We start from the raw sequence: 14,385 nt of genomic DNA on the forward strand, positions 1-14,385 counted from the left end.
TCAAGCTCACCGCGCGTCAGGGCGGAGAGATCGGGAGGGGTACGTTTTTTTGCCATGACAGCATGATGAGCCGGTTTGAAAAGGTTTACAACTGTTTTTTGAAACACTGCTCATGCTGAACAGTTACGTTATTTGTACATTTGGATGCCTTTCAGCAATGGAACGATGACGACGCTGTGCTTGAACCTTTACGTGTGGCACGACGTGCGGCTGCGCCCGAGGATATTAACGATAGTGCGCAGACAGCGCCATAGAAGCGCATACTTGCTGCGATGAACGTCTACCAAAAGACCTTCCATGGGCCATTGATCGCCTGCGATATTGGCTTGCATGCCATGCGACAAGATTGCCCGCATTTTGACGCGTGGTTGAAGAAGATTGAAGGCCTGGCCTGAGCGTCAGCTTTCAGGTCGGGCAAACCCACCGTGGCTAGTTTTGCCAATCTTCCTACAGCCGCGCCTCATCGCCCCACACATGGCGCATGCTGAAATGCAAGCCGGCATCGTCTTCATGCAGCGAAGAAACGATGGCGAAGCGGCTGTCGGCCGTGTCGCGCGGGGCGAGCTGCATCAGCTCGGCGGCGGTCAGCGGCGCGCCCAGCGGGTCGCTGAGCGGATGCACGTGGGCGGCGCCCCGTTGCGTGACGACGCCCAGTTCGCCGCTGCGCAGGCGCACCAGGGTGCCGGGTGGGTATTTCCCCAGCAGCTTGACGAACTGTTCTCCCAGCAGCGGGTCGATGGGCATGCCCTGGTCGAGGAAAATGTGCTGCAGCGCCTGGTCGGGCACGATGGAACGGCGGTAGTTGCGCGCCGACACACGGGCGCAATAGCGGTCGGCCAGGCCGATCAGCTTGGCGTTCTGCAAGATTTCATCGGCCGTGCGGCCCTGCGGGTAGCCGCTGCCGTCGTCGTTTTCGTGGTGCAGCAGCACGCAACTGAGCCATTCCTCGTCGTCGACGCCGGCACAGCGCAGCAGTTCCGCGCTTTCCTGGGGGTGCTGGCGCACGATGCGCATTTCTTCGTCATTCAGGGGGCCGCGCCGGTCCTGGAAGCTGTCGTGGTGGCGCAGCATGCCCACGTTCATCGTCAGCGCGGCGGCACCGATCAGTATTAGTTCATCGTGGGACTTGTGCATGCTGCGGCCCACCAGCATGGCCAGCAGCGCCGTTTCGATGCAGTGGCGCACGGCGTAGCGGCCGGCGATTTGATTCAGCAAGATGCTGGCCAGGGCGATGTCGGCATCGTGCCTGAGCGCGCGCAGCAGTTCGCGGGCGATGTCGCGCACGTCGCGCTCGGCATTGCTTTCGCTGCGCAAGTCCAGCAGCAGCCGTTCCAGACGCTGCGCCGCCTCGTTCAGCAGGCGCAGCACGGATGGCTGCTCGGGCGTGCCCACGTACAGGCCCAGCTGCAGCAAGCGGCCCAGCTGCGCGCCGTCCGTGATGATCTGCCCCTTGCGTAGTTGTGGGCCGGCACTATGGTCAGCCAGAAACAAATCCCAGGGCAGGGGTTCGCCGGGAACCAGGTCGGCCGGGCCGATGCGACGCTGTACCATGCTGTCATCCTTTGCTCCGCCGTGGCGTAGCCTTGCTCAGTGCTCGGTTATATGCTGCGCAGGCGCTCCAGCGCCTGGCGCAAGGTCTCGTCCTGCTTGGCAAAGCAGAAGCGCACGATGCCCGACTCCTTGCCCTGCGCGTAAAACGCGGAGACGGGAATGGCGGCCACCTTGATCTCGGCCGTCAGCCATTCGGCGAACTGCGCTTCGGTCTCTTGTGAAATGGCATCGTAGCGCACGCACTGGAAATACGTGCCATTGGCCGGCAGCAGGGTAAAGCGGCTGCCCGCCAGGCCGTCGCGGAACAGGTCGCGCTTGCGCTGGTAAAACGCGGGCAAGTCCAGGTAGGGCTGCGGGTCCGCCATATAGCCGGCCAGGCCGTACTGCATCGGCGTGTTGACGGTAAACACGTTGTACTGGTGCACCTTGCGAAACTCCGCCGTCAGGGTCGCTGGCGCCGCCACATAGCCCACTTTCCAGCCTGTGACGTGATACGTCTTGCCGAAGCTGGAGACGATGAAGCTGCGCGCCGCCAGTTCCGCATTGCGCGCGAGCGACTCATGGCGCACGCCGTCATACACCATGTGTTCGTAGACTTCATCCGACAAAATCAGGATTTGCGTGCCGCGCACGATGTCGGCCAGCGCCGCCACGTCGGCAGGGCGCAGGATGGTGCCCGTCGGATTATGTGGCGTGTTGATGATAATCAAGCGCGTCTTGCTGCTGACGGCAGCGGCCAGCTTGTCCCACGGCACGCTGTAGCCGGTCTCGTCCACTTGCATGCAGACCAGCACGGGCACGCCGCCGGCCAGCGCGATGGCCGGCAGATAGCTGTCGTAGGCCGGTTCGATGACGATGACTTCGTCGCCCGGATGCACGCAACACAGGATGGCGGTGGTGAGCGCCTGCGTGGCGCCCGCCGTGACGGTGATTTCCGTGCCCGCATCATAAAGGTGGCCGTACAGGCTGGCGATCTTCGCGGCAATGGCTACGCGCAAGGGCGCCGCGCCCGTCATCATCGGATACTGGTTGTGGCCGGCACGCATGGCGTCGCTGACCAGTTCGACCAGTTGCGGCGCGCAATCGAAATCGGGAAAGCCCTGGCCCAGGTTGACGGCGCCATGCTGGGCCGCCAGGCTGGACATGCGGGTAAACACGGTGGTGCCCACCAGAGGCAAACGCGTGCGCAGGGTGGGAGTCAGATGGGGCAGGGACGGGCTGTTCATGAACGGTAGGGGCGCGGTGCGGAAAGTGGAATCGTGCCCCATTCTAGCGCAGCGCGCCCCGTTGCGGGTGGGGCTTTGGCGGCTCAGCCTGGCAAGGCCCAGCCTTCCGGCAGCATGATCTTGAACATGCCGGCCTTGGCCGTCTTGCGGGCCAGTTTCAGCAGCGCCTTGTCCTTGGTGATGAGGATGTCGGCGTTGGCGTCGCGCGCCAGTTCGAGGAATTTCTGATCATCCTTGTCCGTGCACACGGGCAGGCGCACGCCGGAAACGGGCGGGGCCACGATGCTGATGTGTGCGTCGAAGCGGGCGGCGGCGACAGCGCGGCTGGCCTCATCGAGCGGCAGATGTTTGTAATGCAATACGACAAGATATTCCGCGCGGCAATCTTCGCGCGTGATGGCGTGCACGGCGCCGCTTTCCATGGCCGCCAGCAAAGCTGCCCAGCGCGGGTCGTTAAAGACGAAGAGGTCGAGGCAAACGTTGGTGTCGAGGACGAGTTTTTGTGGAGCAGGTATCATGTCGGCAATTCTATTCTGTAGTGATAATTTATGTTGATCGTGCTTTCGCCCGCCAAGAGTCTCGACCTGGAGACGCCGCCAACAACCTCGTTGCACAGCACCCCCGATTTTCTCGACCATTCCGCCCAGCTGATAGCCCGCATGCGCGAGTTCTCGCCTGCCGAAGTGGGCAGCCTGATGGGTATTTCCGACGCCTTGTCGGCCCTCAACGTGGCCCGCTACGCCTCCTGGACGCCCAAGCTGGCCGAAGCGCGCCAAGCCATCATGGCCTTCAATGGCGACGTGTATGCCGGTTTCGAGGCGCGCAGCCTGCAGCCGGCCCAGCTCGACTATGCCCAGTCGCGCGTACGCATTTTGTCGGGCCTGTACGGCTTGCTGCGCCCGCTGGACCTGATCCACCCGCACCGCCTGGAAATGGGCACGCGTTTATCGACCACGCGCGGCAAGGATTTGTACGCGTTCTGGGGCGATACCATCACCAATGGCCTGAACCGTACCGCGCAGGAACAGGGCGCGAAAGCGCTGGTTAATCTTGCTTCTGAAGAATATTTTAAATCCGTCAAGCCGCGCCAGCTGGACGTGCCCGTCATCGCGCCCGTATTCGAAGACTGGAAGAACGGCAAGTATAAAATCATTTCCTTCTATGCCAAGCGCGCGCGCGGCATGCTGGCACGTTACGCGGCCGTCAACGCCATCCGCGACCCGGAACAGCTGAAACAGTTCGACGTCGATGGCTATGGCTATGTGCCGGAAGCGTCGAATGACAAGAGCTGGGTGTTCCGGCGCAAAGTGGCTGACTAAGTAAATGACTAAGTAAAAAAAACCGGGCTAGCCCGGTTTTTTATTGCAGCTTACTGCCAGAATTTCCACCACTTGCGTTCCTTGTTCACCCCTTCCGGGCTGAGGAATGCCGTGTTCGGGTAGTTCTTGGTCAGTACGCGCAAGGTGTCGTCGCGCAGGTCGGTCAAGCCCAGTTTGTCATACGAGCGGTACATGATGAACAGCGCTTCTTCGATGGCGGGCGAAGCGGCAAAGTCGCTGACCGTCGTTTGCGCGCGGTTGGCGGCGGCCAGGTAGGCGCCGCGGCGGTAGTAATAACGCGCCACGTGCACTTCGTATTTCGCCATGGCATCGATCAAATAGTTCATGCGGGCCAGCGAATCGGGCGCGTATTTGCTATTTGGGAACTTGTCGACCAGTTGCTTGAAGGCCGCAAACGCTTCGCGCGTGGCTTTCGGGTCGCGCTCGGTCGGGTCTTGCTCGTACAGGAAGTTCAGGAAGCTGATCTGGTCGTTAAAGCTGATCAGGCCACGCAAGTAGTACATATAGTCTACATTGGCGTGGTTCGGATGCAACTTGATGAAGCGTTCGACAGCAGCCAGTGCCTGCGCCTGGTCTCCCGACTTATAATACGCGTAAGCGATCTCCATCTGCGCTTGCAGAGCATAGTTGCCGAAAGGATAGTTAGCCTCCAGCTTCTGAAACAGGCCGATTGCAGCTTCATAGTGCTGCCCGGCCATTTCTTCACGCGCCTCCGAGTATAATTTCGTAACGGACCAGTTTTTGGTCTCATCCACTTTTTCAGGCAACAAGCTGCAAGCGGACATGCCGAGCAGAACGACTGAAGCGACTACCAACGATAATTTTTTTTGCATGACGTTTTGCAAGAAGGTTTTAACCAAGATTTTACAATAGGCTGATTATAGCCGATGGGAATGCTGTGATATTAACTCCGAAGCCTAATTTGGCTGACTCCGCGTTTGACTCCCTTTCTGACCATGGCGCCGAAGAGGCGTTTGACGGCGATTTTGCCGCCGACGACGCCTTCGAGATCATGGCCCCGATTACATTGGAACTGACGCCGGACGCCTGCGGCCACCGCCTCGATAAAGTCATTTCCAAGCTGGTGCCGCAATACTCGCGCAGCCGCTTGCAATTGTGGCTGGAAGCCGGTTTCGTGACCGTCGATGGAAAAGTTGCCAAACGCAACATGACCGCCTATGGCGACGAGAAGATCGTCATTCTGCCGCAAAGCGCGCCGGAAGACGAGGCTTTTAAGCCGGAAGCGATGGAATTGAACATCGTGCACGAAGATGAGCATATCATCGTGATCAACAAACCGGCCGGACTGGTCGTACATCCGGGCCCCGGCAACTGGTCGGGCACGCTGCTCAACGGCTTGCTGCACCACTGCCCGCAACTGGCTGGCGTGCCGCGCGCCGGCATCGTGCACCGCCTGGACAAGGATACCAGCGGCCTGATGGTGGTCGGCAAGACCCTGGCCTCGCAAACGGATCTGGTGCGCCAGTTGCAGGCGCGCACCGTCAAGCGCGAATATTTTGCGCTCGTGTGGGGCACGCCGAAAATGGCGGGCACCATCGACGCATCCATCGCGCGCCACCCGCGCGACCGCGTCAAGATGGCCGTCTCGGAAAATTTCACCGCCAAGCCCGCCATCACGCACTATGAATTGATCGGCAGCGGCGAACTCGATCGCCGTCCCGTCAGCCTGATGCAATGCCGTCTGGAAACAGGCCGCACGCACCAGATTCGCGTGCACATGCAACACCTGGGCTTTGCGCTGGTCGGTGACTCCGTGTATGGCAAACAGCACCTGGTGTCCGTCTTCTCGCGCCAGGCGCTGCAGGCGCGCCGCCTGGGCCTCGTGCATCCGGGCACCCTGGACGCGTGCGAATGGATCGTGCCGCTGGCCGATGATTTCGCTGAACTGATCGCCACAGCCGGCATTCCCGAGCCGGAACAGGTCTGATGACGGCACCGTTGCCTTGTCTTATACCCGATTGGCCGGGCCTGCCCGCCAACGTGGGCGCGCTGGCGACCGTGCGCGCGGGCGGCGTCAGCCAGGAAACATATGGTGACGGGCAGGGCGGCGGTGGCTTGAACTTGGGCACGCACGTGGGCGACGAGCCGGCGCACGTGGCGGCCAACCGCGCGCGGCTGGCAGCCATCTTGCCGTCCGAACCCGCCTGGCTGTCGCAGGTGCATGGCGTGGCCGTGGCGGACGCAGCCAAGTTGCGCGGTTGCGTGCCGGACGCAGACGCCAGCGTGGCCACGCAGCCTGGCGCCGTCTGCGTGGTGATGACGGCCGATTGCCTGCCGGTATTGTTCTGTTCGACAGATGGGCTGGTGGTCGGCGCGGCCCACGCGGGCTGGCGCGGCCTGGCCAACGGCGTCTTGCAGCGCACGGTGGACAGCATGCGCGCGCAGGGCGCGACGGATATCCTCGCCTGGCTGGGGCCGGCCATTGGCCCGCAGCAATTCGAAGTGGGACAGGACGTGCTGCAAGCGTTCCGCGACGGCGCGCGCGATGCTGCCGAGCAGCAAGTGCTGAGCGCTGCGTTCGCCGCCATCGCCGGCAAGCCGGGCAAGTACCTGGCCGACATCTATGCCCTGGCGCGTACCATGTTGCTGCGCGATGGCGTGGCGCAAGTGGCGGGCGGGGATTGCTGCACCGTCAGCGATGCGACGCAGTTTTACTCGTACCGGCGCGACGGCGTCACGGGAAGACAGGCCAGCTTGATCTGGCGCAAATAATCTGCACGGCAGACACTTATGTGTCTGCCGTTTTTGTTTTATCGTCTGCCGAGGCAAGCGCGCGCGCCTGCATTTCTGCGATGCGCGCCGCCTTGCGTTTGCGTCGCCGCAAGCCCGTCAGATAGAATAGGATGGACAGCGGGATGATGCAGTACAGCACGAAGGTCATCACCCCGGCAACGATGGACGGTTCCGTCAGCGCCATGAGGCCGACGACATAGATCCAGGCAATAGCGGTCATGAGCATCATTGGTAGTGGCAGTGAGTAAGAGTTTGCATGCAGGTGGCCCGGAAGTAATTATTCATTAATTCTAAAATGGACTTACATATATCTATGAACATGCCCGATCCTCAAATGATGAGCAAGGAATGGATGGCGCAGATCAGCAATCCAGAGCAGTGGAAAACGTGGTTTAACATGGTACCGCAGCCCCAGGGTAATCCGATTGCGGGCATTTTGCAGGATGCGGGCGCCAGCATCAAGCCGGAAGCGATCGAGCAACTGAAAGATGCTTATGTGGCCAAGCTGACGGGCTTGTGGGCTGACTTTGTGGCCGGCAAAGCGCCGGAGCTGAAAGACCGCCGCTTCGCCGCGCCCGCCTGGCACGCCAGCCCCCTGTCGGCCTTCAATGCGGCGGCCTACCTGCTGAATGCGGAGTTTCTCAGCGCCATGGCCGATGCCGTGGAAGCGACGCCGCACCAGAAGCAAAAGATTGCGTTTGCCGTGCAGCAAATCGTCGACGCCATGTCGCCCGCCAACTTTTTGGCCACCAATCCCGACGCCCAGCAAACCCTGATCGAGACCAAGGGCGAAAGCCTGGCCAAGGGCTTGAGCAACATGCTGGCCGATATGGGCAAGGGCCGCATCTCGCAGTCCGACGAATCGGCCTTCGAAGTGGGCCGCAACGTGGCCACCACGGCGGGCACGGTGGTGTTTGAAAATGCCTTGTTCCAGCTGATCCAGTACACGCCGACGACGGCCACGGTACACCAGCGGCCGTTGCTGATGGTGCCGCCGTGCATCAATAAATTCTATATCCTTGACTTGCAGCCAGAAAACTCGCTCGTGCGCTATGCGGTGGAGCAGGGCAATACCGTTTTCCTCATGTCCTGGCGCAATCCGGACCTGAGCATGCAGCACCTGACGTGGGACGATTACGTCGAGCAAGGCGTAATCGAAGCCATCCAGGTGGCGCAGGACATCTCGGGCCAGGACAAGCTTAATATGTTCGGCTTTTGCGTGGGCGGCACCATCGTCTCGACGGCGCTGGCAGTGCTCAAGGCGCGCGGTGAAAATCCGGCCGCCAGCCTGACCTTGTTGACTACCTTCCTCGATTTCTGCGACGCGGGCGCGCTCGATGTTTTTATTGACGAACCGCAAGTGGCGTTGCGCGAGCAGAGTCTGTACAAGGGCGGCCTGATGTCGGGCCGCGACCTGGGCAGCACGTTCTCCAGCCTGCGGCCGAACGACCTGGTGTGGAACTACGTGCAGTCGAATTACCTGAAAGGCAAGGAGCCGCCCGCGTTCGACTTGCTGTACTGGAATGGCGACGGCACGGGCTTGCCGGGCCCCATGTTCTGCTGGTATCTGCGCAACACTTACCTGGAAAACAGCCTGAAAGTGCCGGGCAAGCTGACGGTGGCGGGCGAACAGGTCGACCTCAGTAGCATCGATGCGCCCGCTTTCATCTATGGTTCGCGCGAAGACCATATCGTGCCCTGGGGCGCGGCCTACGCCAGCACGGCCTTGCTGAATCCGAAAAAACCGAAAGCCAACCGTTTCATCCTCGGCGCTTCGGGCCATATCGCTGGCGTGATCAACCCGGCCTCGAAGAAAAAGCGCAGTTACTGGAGCAATGACGCAGGCAAAGGCGCACGCACGGCGAAAGCCAAGCCCTTGACTGCCGAGCAATGGATGGAAGGCGCGACCGAGCACGTGGGCAGTTGGTGGCCCGAATGGGCGGCCTTCCTGGCTGAGCACGGCGGCGCGCAGATGAAGGCGCCAGGCAAGCCGGGCAACAAGCGCCACGCGGCAATCGAGCCGGCGCCGGGGCGGTATGTTAAAGTCAGGGCAGATTAAGTCACAAAGCGTTTTGCCTGACAAGGTCGGCGTAATCATCGGTCTTGTCAGGAATCTACTTTTAGTTGCGTTGCAATAAATGCGGGAATCTACTACCCTGATGTGCAATGGAGCCGTTTTCCACTCTATAATGGAAAAAGTAGGCAGGTGCGAAAGCGGACCCACGTTCGCTTTTTTTTCGGATTAACTCAGTATGCGCTGCGGCGCAATAAGTGGAACTTGTGATGAGTAGTGCAAAAAAAAGTATAGACCGCCTGATTAAAAAATATCCCAACCGTCGTCTGTACGACACGCAAACCAGTTCCTACATCACCTTGACGGACGTCAAGCAGCTGGTGTTGGACAATGAGGTGTTTACCGTCGTCGATGCCAAATCCAGTGAAGATTTGACGCGCAGCATCTTGCTGCAAATCATTTTGGAAGAGGAAGCGAACGGCGCGCCCATGTTTTCGAGCAGCGTGTTGTCGCAGATCATCCGCTACTATGGCCACGCCATGCAGGGCATGATGGGATCCTACCTGGAAAAGAACGTGCAAGCGTTTACCGATATCCAGCATAAATTCACGGGCACCTCGGCCGGCAGTTTCGAAGGCAAGCCCTTCAGCCCGGAAATGTGGACCCAGTTCATGAACGTTCAGGGCCCGATGATGCAAGGCATGATGAACAACTACATCGACCAGAGCAAGAGCCTGTTCGTGCAAATGCAGGAACAGATGCAGAGCCAGAGCAAGAATCTGTTCGGCACGTTCCCGTTCGTTCCGCCGGTGCCGCCGACGGAAAAGAAGTAAGCCGCAGCCAATGCGGGCCACACAACGGCACAGGATCTCCTGTGCCGTTGTGCTTTTCGGGCGTCATGCCGCCCGCTGCCGATGCTGCATGTTATTGCTTCCGTTGTTGCAGCGTGGAGAGCAGGTCCTGGTTTGAATGCTCGAGCTTCCATGTCCTGGCATTGTCCATGGAGCTGTAAATGCTGACGTTACCCTTGAAATCTTCCTGGATATTGAGCGCCAGCCCGGACGGGAATATCAACGGGGCGTTGCGCAGAGTGTATGAAACATACGGCCCCCAGGTCTTGCCTTCGTCGCTGCTGACCAGCAGGGCGCGCTCGTTATACATGCCGGCTTCCATTAGCAGTTTGCCGTCATTGAGCGGCGCCACTGGCGACATCAGGACTTTGAAGGGCGAAACGATAGTCGTCCAGTTCTGGCCGCGATCCCGTGAAACATAGGCGTCGGGAAACCTTCCTCCCAGACCGGCCGCTACCAGAACGCTTTGCGTGCCATTGGCTTGATGGATAAACTGCGTCAAGCTTTTCTTGTGCGGACTAAAGCGCTCGGCCAACTTGCCCGTGCGGTAGTCGAGTTCGCCGATCAAGCCGTTTTCCAGCGCATAGCCGATCCGCTCCGCGTCTTGCCAGGTCCACAATAAGCCCGGGCCATGCAGCCACGATCCGGGCAAGGTGGAGTGGTACACGGATCGCCAGTCGCCGGCGTCCAGTTGATTCGCCCGGAAAATGTTCAATGCATCGCCCTTGCGATGCATCACGTACCAGCCATCCTGCGGGGTGCCGCCGATGCGCAGCAGATTGCCGGGCGGCAGGTTGCCTGTATCGACAGGAAGCAGCTTGTCGCTGTCACGCGCTTTGCGTAGCAAGGAGCCCGATTCGCCTACCGCGATCAACTCGGCATTGGGCAGGTCTACGGGAAACACGCAAGACAGCGACTCCACCGAGGGCGCATTGATGATCTTCCATAGCCCTTGTGTCGAGCGCAGCAGGACGGCGCCCATGCGGCTGGCGGCAGCTACCCGGCCATCGGGCATTTCGGTGGCGCACTCGGCCCCGGCCGGGTGGGCGCGGGCAAATTGCTCGACATCGTCCTGCGCGTGGTGCGGAGTGCTCCAGCCTGGGCTGGCAGCAGCGCCGAATAGCTTGCTGTAGTCGGGGGCAAAGCGCTGGAGCAATTGCGCATTGGATGCCACCTGCGCGTTGCGACCGTATTGCACGCCGAAATCGCCGCGTGTCACAATCAGTCGCCCCAGATCCGCCGATTTTCCCGCTTCGATGTTGAAGCTTCCCACGATGCTCGAGTACACATGCAAGAGCTTGTTGGCCCGTGTGTCGATCAGTTCGACAAACTCATACTCGCCAGGCGGTAGTGCGCCAATGAACAGGGAAGTATCGCCTGGCATCGCGCTCTCGACCTTTTTCATCACCAGATTTGCGGAGACCAGCTTGAAATCGCTGCGCTGCTCCCCCGCCACCACACGGCGTAACTTGATCATATTGAAACCGTAAATATCTTTGGTATTCGACGTGATGCTGACTACCACCGGGGTTTCTCCCGATTGTGCACTCGTTTTCAGTGGGTCAACCACCGACGTGTTGACGACGCAGCCGCTCAGTAGCAATACAGTCAAGCCGCAAGCCGCAAGCCGCAAGCCGCGAAAGCCCGGTGCCGCGCTGTCAAATTGGAAAAGGAAAAAGACATGGGATTCATTTAGTTTTATAACAAACAAAATTATATGTCATACCATTAATTTCCTTAAGGCATTATTTTGACTTTCTTGACACCTGGAATGTGTGGCCGGGCCTTGTTCGACCATCGCCAGGATGGCAGCGGCCGCAACAAAGCTGGGGTGGTAGCGTTGCAGATGCGCCAGCAAAAGAAGCCGGCGCTGACAGCAAGGGGCGGCTCGGGGTACAATAGCCGATTCGCCTCACCATTTTACTAGCTGCCAACTATGTCTGAAATTCACCGTATTCCCGTTCCTTCCGCCAAGCCCGAGGCCATGCTGGCCATGCCAGGTGCGGCGCCGAAAGTGGGCTTTGTCTCGCTCGGCTGCCCGAAAGCGCTGGTCGACTCCGAACAAATCCTGACCCAACTGCGCGCCGAAGGCTACGAAACGGCGAAATCCTACGCTGGCGCCGATCTGGTGATCGTCAATACCTGCGGTTTTATCGATGCTGCCGTGCAAGAGTCACTCGACGCCATCGGCGAAGCGCTGGCTGAAAACGGTAAAGTGATCGTGACCGGTTGCCTGGGCGCCAAGAAAGATGCTGCCGGCGACGACATCATCATGAAGGTGCACCCGAAAGTGCTGGCTGTCACCGGTCCGCACGCGCTGGCCGAAGTGATGGATTCCGTCCATTTTCACTTGCCGAAACCGTACGCGCCCTTCCTCGACCTGGTACCGCCGCAAGGCGTCAAGTTGACGCCGAAGCACTATGCTTACCTGAAAATCTCCGAAGGTTGCAACCACCGTTGCAGTTTTTGCATCATCCCATCGATGCGCGGCGACCTGGTCTCGCGTCCGATCGGCGAACTGATGATCGAAGCGGAAAACCTGTTCAAGGCCGGCGTCAAGGAATTGCTGGTCATTTCGCAAGACACCTCGGCGTATGGCGTGGACGTGAAATTCCGTTCCGGCTTCTGGAATGGCCGTCCCGTGAAGACGCACATGACGCAGCTGACGGAAGCGCTGGGCGAACTGGCCAAGACCTACGGCGCCTGGGTGCGCTTGCACTATGTGTACCCGTACCCGCACGTGGACCAGATCATCCCGATGATGAGCGGTGGCCACATCCTGCCCTACCTCGACATTCCGATGCAGCATGCGCACCCTGACGTGCTGAAACGCATGAAGCGCCCGGCCAGCGGCGAGAAAAACCTTGACCGCATCCAGGCCTGGCGCGCCATCAACCCGGACCTGACGATACGCTCGACCTTCATCGCCGGTTTCCCAGGCGAAACGGAGGCGGAATTCGAGTACTTGCTGGACTTCCTCAAGGAAGCGCAGATCGACCGCCTGGGCTGCTTCGCCTATTCGCCTGTCGAAGGCGCGACGGCCAATGCGATTGAGAATCCCGTGCCGGAAGAGCTACGCGAAGAGCGCCGTGGCCGCGTGATGCTGCTGCAGGAAGAAATTTCCAAGAAACGCTTGCAAGCCAAGGTCGGCAAGACCGTGCGCGTGCTGATCGATGAAGTCACCCGCTCCGGCGGCGTGGGCCGCTCGTCCGCCGACGCGCCGGAAATCGATGGCGTCGTGTATGTGAAGCCACCATTCGAGCCGCACCGCAAGCTGGCCGTGGGCCAATTCGTCGATGTCACCATCACCTCGTCCGATGCGCACGACCTGTGGGGCGCTGCCGAGTAAGCAGGTGTAACAGTCGTACGGCGTACAGGGCGTAAAGCCCTTACAATCAAGGCGGACCAGCAATTGCTGGCCCGCCTTTTTTTATTTCCCGACGCCATGACCACAATCAAATCCCCCCAGACGGCGCTGATCCACAGCGATTACCAGGCGCCGCAAGGCTTTGCCGCCTTTCCCAACGCCATCCATCACGCATCGACTGTGCTGTTCAAGGACGTGGCGGCCATGCGTTCGGGCGACTGGAAAGAGAAAAACGCCTACACCTACGGCTTGCACGGCACGCCCACCACGTTCACGCTGGAAGCGCGGCTGGCCGAGATCGAAGGGGGCAAGTACTGCCTGCTGGCGCCATCGGGCCTGGCAGCCATCGCCATGGCGGACTTTGCGCTGCTCAAAACAGGCGATGACGTTTTGTTGCCGGAAAACATCTACAACCCGAACCGCGAACTGGGACGCTGGCTGGCGCAGGATTTCGGCATCACGGCCCGCTATTACGACCCGCTGATCGGCGCCGGCATCGCGGCATTGATCCAGGAGAACACCAAGCTGATCTGGACGGAAGCGCCGGGTTCCGTGACCATGGAAGTGCCGGACTTGCCCGCCATCTGCGCGGCCGCCCATGCGCGCGGCGTGCTGGTCGCTTTGGACAACACCTGGTCGGCCGGCCTGGCCCTGCGCGGCTTTGACCTGGGCGTGGACATCATCATGCAGGCGCTGACGAAATACCAGTCGGGCGGCTCGGACGTGCTGATGGGCGCCTTGATCACGCGGGACAGGGCGCTGCACGAGCGCCTGGCGCTGGCGCATATGCGTCTGGGCATGGGCGTGGGGGCGGACGATGCCTACCTGGTGCTGCGCGGCTTGCCCACCATGAAGCTGCGCTTCGACGCCCACGATGCGGGCGCGCGCGCGGTCGCCAGCTGGCTCAAGGGGCGCCCGGAAATCGCCACGGTGCTGCATCCTGCCTTCGCCGATTGCCCCGGTCACGCCATCTGGCAGCGCGATTTCACGGGCGCGGGCGGCCTGTTTTCCGTGCTGTTCGATGCCCGCTACACGGAGCAGCAGACGGACCGTTTCGTCGATGCCTTGCAGTTGTTCAAGATAGGTTACAGCTGGGGCGGCGCGAACAGCCTGGTGATGCCGTACCGCATCGCCTCCATGCGCAAGGGCTGGCAGTTGCCGGGTCAGCTGGTGCGTCTGAATGTGGGGCTGGAAGCGCCGCAGGATTTGATCGCCGATATCGAACGGGCGTTCGCGGCGATGTAGCGGCAGTGGGCAAGCACGCCGGCTTGCCCGCAAGTCG

At 60.5% G+C, this 14,385-nt stretch carries 14 protein-coding genes; 8 read left to right on the forward strand and 6 right to left on the reverse strand.

The features are described 5' to 3' along the window. Positions 1–260: 260 nt before the first annotated feature. The gene (locus CSZ94_RS28855) at positions 261–395 is read left to right on the forward strand and encodes a DUF4276 family protein (protein ID WP_258001117.1); all 135 of its coding nucleotides are present in this window, start codon (positions 261–263) and stop codon (positions 393–395) included. Between the two features lie 52 nt (positions 396–447). On the opposite strand, the gene CSZ94_RS20705 is transcribed toward CSZ94_RS28855, so the two are convergent. The 3 genes from CSZ94_RS20705 to CSZ94_RS20715 all read right to left on the reverse strand — a co-directional run bounded on the left by CSZ94_RS20705 (position 448) and on the right by CSZ94_RS20715 (position 3,295). After that, a complete protein-coding gene (locus CSZ94_RS20705) occupies positions 448–1,551 on the reverse strand; it encodes an HD-GYP domain-containing protein (protein WP_102123257.1) in 1,104 nt (367 codons plus the stop codon). Positions 1,552–1,598: 47 nt separating this feature from the next. Then, complete coding sequence (locus CSZ94_RS20710; RefSeq protein WP_102123258.1) at positions 1,599–2,777, reverse strand: pyridoxal phosphate-dependent aminotransferase; 1,179 nt, start codon at positions 2,775–2,777, stop codon at positions 1,599–1,601. A gap of 83 nt (positions 2,778–2,860) precedes the next feature. Next, positions 2,861–3,295, reverse strand: a complete 435-nt coding sequence (locus CSZ94_RS20715; RefSeq protein ID WP_102123259.1) for a putative toxin-antitoxin system toxin component, PIN family — start codon at positions 3,293–3,295, stop codon at positions 2,861–2,863. A gap of 30 nt (positions 3,296–3,325) precedes the next feature. On the opposite strand from CSZ94_RS20715, the gene yaaA reads away from it, so the two are divergent. After that, positions 3,326–4,096: a peroxide stress protein YaaA gene (gene yaaA, locus CSZ94_RS20720; RefSeq protein ID WP_102123260.1), complete on the forward strand. Its 771-nt coding sequence runs from the start codon at positions 3,326–3,328 to the stop codon at positions 4,094–4,096. A gap of 50 nt (positions 4,097–4,146) precedes the next feature. Here yaaA and CSZ94_RS20725 read toward each other — a convergent pair whose 3' ends face one another. Further along, a complete protein-coding gene (locus tag CSZ94_RS20725; protein ID WP_099377512.1) occupies positions 4,147–4,950 on the reverse strand; it encodes an outer membrane protein assembly factor BamD in 804 nt (267 codons plus the stop codon). Positions 4,951–5,039: 89 nt separating this feature from the next. Between CSZ94_RS20725 and CSZ94_RS20730 the strand changes: the two genes are divergently transcribed. Next, complete coding sequence (locus CSZ94_RS20730) at positions 5,040–6,065, forward strand: RluA family pseudouridine synthase (protein WP_102123261.1); 1,026 nt, start codon at positions 5,040–5,042, stop codon at positions 6,063–6,065. Continuing rightward, complete coding sequence (gene pgeF, locus CSZ94_RS20735; RefSeq protein ID WP_102123262.1) at positions 6,065–6,850, forward strand: peptidoglycan editing factor PgeF; 786 nt, start codon at positions 6,065–6,067, stop codon at positions 6,848–6,850. Before CSZ94_RS20730 ends, pgeF begins: the two co-directional genes overlap by 1 nt. A 16-nt stretch (positions 6,851–6,866) precedes the next feature. Here pgeF and CSZ94_RS20740 read toward each other — a convergent pair whose 3' ends face one another. Next, positions 6,867–7,091, reverse strand: coding sequence for a hypothetical protein (locus CSZ94_RS20740; RefSeq protein ID WP_308410583.1), 225 nt, complete (start codon positions 7,089–7,091; stop codon positions 6,867–6,869). Between the two features lie 93 nt (positions 7,092–7,184). Here CSZ94_RS20740 and phaC point away from each other — a divergent pair, with 93 nt between their 5' ends. Together phaC and phaR are read left to right on the forward strand one after the other, a co-directional pair. After that, positions 7,185–8,930 carry a class I poly(R)-hydroxyalkanoic acid synthase gene (gene phaC / locus CSZ94_RS20745; protein WP_180977550.1) on the forward strand — a complete coding sequence of 582 codons (1,746 nt, stop codon included), beginning with the start codon at positions 7,185–7,187 and terminating at the stop codon, positions 8,928–8,930. A 224-nt stretch (positions 8,931–9,154) separates the two neighbouring features. Beyond that, on the forward strand, positions 9,155–9,718 hold the full coding sequence (gene phaR, locus CSZ94_RS20750) for a polyhydroxyalkanoate synthesis repressor PhaR (protein WP_102123264.1): 564 nt from the start codon (positions 9,155–9,157) through the stop codon (positions 9,716–9,718). A 91-nt stretch (positions 9,719–9,809) separates the two neighbouring features. Here phaR and CSZ94_RS20755 read toward each other — a convergent pair whose 3' ends face one another. Continuing rightward, the gene (locus tag CSZ94_RS20755; RefSeq protein ID WP_146009860.1) at positions 9,810–11,447 is read right to left on the reverse strand and encodes a sialidase family protein; all 1,638 of its coding nucleotides are present in this window, start codon (positions 11,445–11,447) and stop codon (positions 9,810–9,812) included. 282 nt (positions 11,448–11,729) lie between these two features. On the opposite strand from CSZ94_RS20755, the gene rimO reads away from it, so the two are divergent. Together rimO and CSZ94_RS20765 are read left to right on the forward strand one after the other, a co-directional pair. Continuing rightward, the gene (rimO, locus tag CSZ94_RS20760; RefSeq protein ID WP_102123281.1) at positions 11,730–13,085 is read left to right on the forward strand and encodes a 30S ribosomal protein S12 methylthiotransferase RimO; all 1,356 of its coding nucleotides are present in this window, start codon (positions 11,730–11,732) and stop codon (positions 13,083–13,085) included. Positions 13,086–13,181: 96 nt separating this feature from the next. Further along, positions 13,182–14,348, forward strand: a complete 1,167-nt coding sequence (locus CSZ94_RS20765; RefSeq protein ID WP_102123282.1) for a cystathionine beta-lyase — start codon at positions 13,182–13,184, stop codon at positions 14,346–14,348. The last annotated feature ends 37 nt before the right edge of the window (positions 14,349–14,385 follow it).

The sequence above is a fragment of the Janthinobacterium sp. ROICE36 genome (assembly GCF_002869965.1).
Classification (GTDB): domain Bacteria; phylum Pseudomonadota; class Gammaproteobacteria; order Burkholderiales; family Burkholderiaceae_D; genus Janthinobacterium.

What these genes read in the sequence shown, in the direction of transcription:
- CSZ94_RS20705 (WP_102123257.1), bottom strand. Translation starts at nt 1,551, where the DNA reads ATGGTACAGCGTCGCATCGGCCCGGCCGACCTGGTTCCCGGCGAACCC.
- CSZ94_RS20710 (WP_102123258.1), bottom strand. Translation starts at nt 2,777, where the DNA reads ATGAACAGCCCGTCCCTGCCCCATCTGACTCCCACCCTGCGCACGCGT.
- CSZ94_RS20715 (WP_102123259.1), bottom strand. Translation starts at nt 3,295, where the DNA reads ATGATACCTGCTCCACAAAAACTCGTCCTCGACACCAACGTTTGCCTC.
- yaaA (WP_102123260.1), top strand. Translation starts at nt 3,326, where the DNA reads ATGTTGATCGTGCTTTCGCCCGCCAAGAGTCTCGACCTGGAGACGCCG.
- CSZ94_RS20725 (WP_099377512.1), bottom strand. Translation starts at nt 4,950, where the DNA reads ATGCAAAAAAAATTATCGTTGGTAGTCGCTTCAGTCGTTCTGCTCGGC.
- pgeF (WP_102123262.1), top strand. Translation starts at nt 6,065, where the DNA reads ATGACGGCACCGTTGCCTTGTCTTATACCCGATTGGCCGGGCCTGCCC.
- CSZ94_RS20740 (WP_308410583.1), bottom strand. Translation starts at nt 7,091, where the DNA reads ATGACCGCTATTGCCTGGATCTATGTCGTCGGCCTCATGGCGCTGACG.
- phaC (WP_180977550.1), top strand. Translation starts at nt 7,185, where the DNA reads ATGAACATGCCCGATCCTCAAATGATGAGCAAGGAATGGATGGCGCAG.
- phaR (WP_102123264.1), top strand. Translation starts at nt 9,155, where the DNA reads ATGAGTAGTGCAAAAAAAAGTATAGACCGCCTGATTAAAAAATATCCC.
- rimO (WP_102123281.1), top strand. Translation starts at nt 11,730, where the DNA reads ATGCCAGGTGCGGCGCCGAAAGTGGGCTTTGTCTCGCTCGGCTGCCCG.
- CSZ94_RS20765 (WP_102123282.1), top strand. Translation starts at nt 13,182, where the DNA reads ATGACCACAATCAAATCCCCCCAGACGGCGCTGATCCACAGCGATTAC.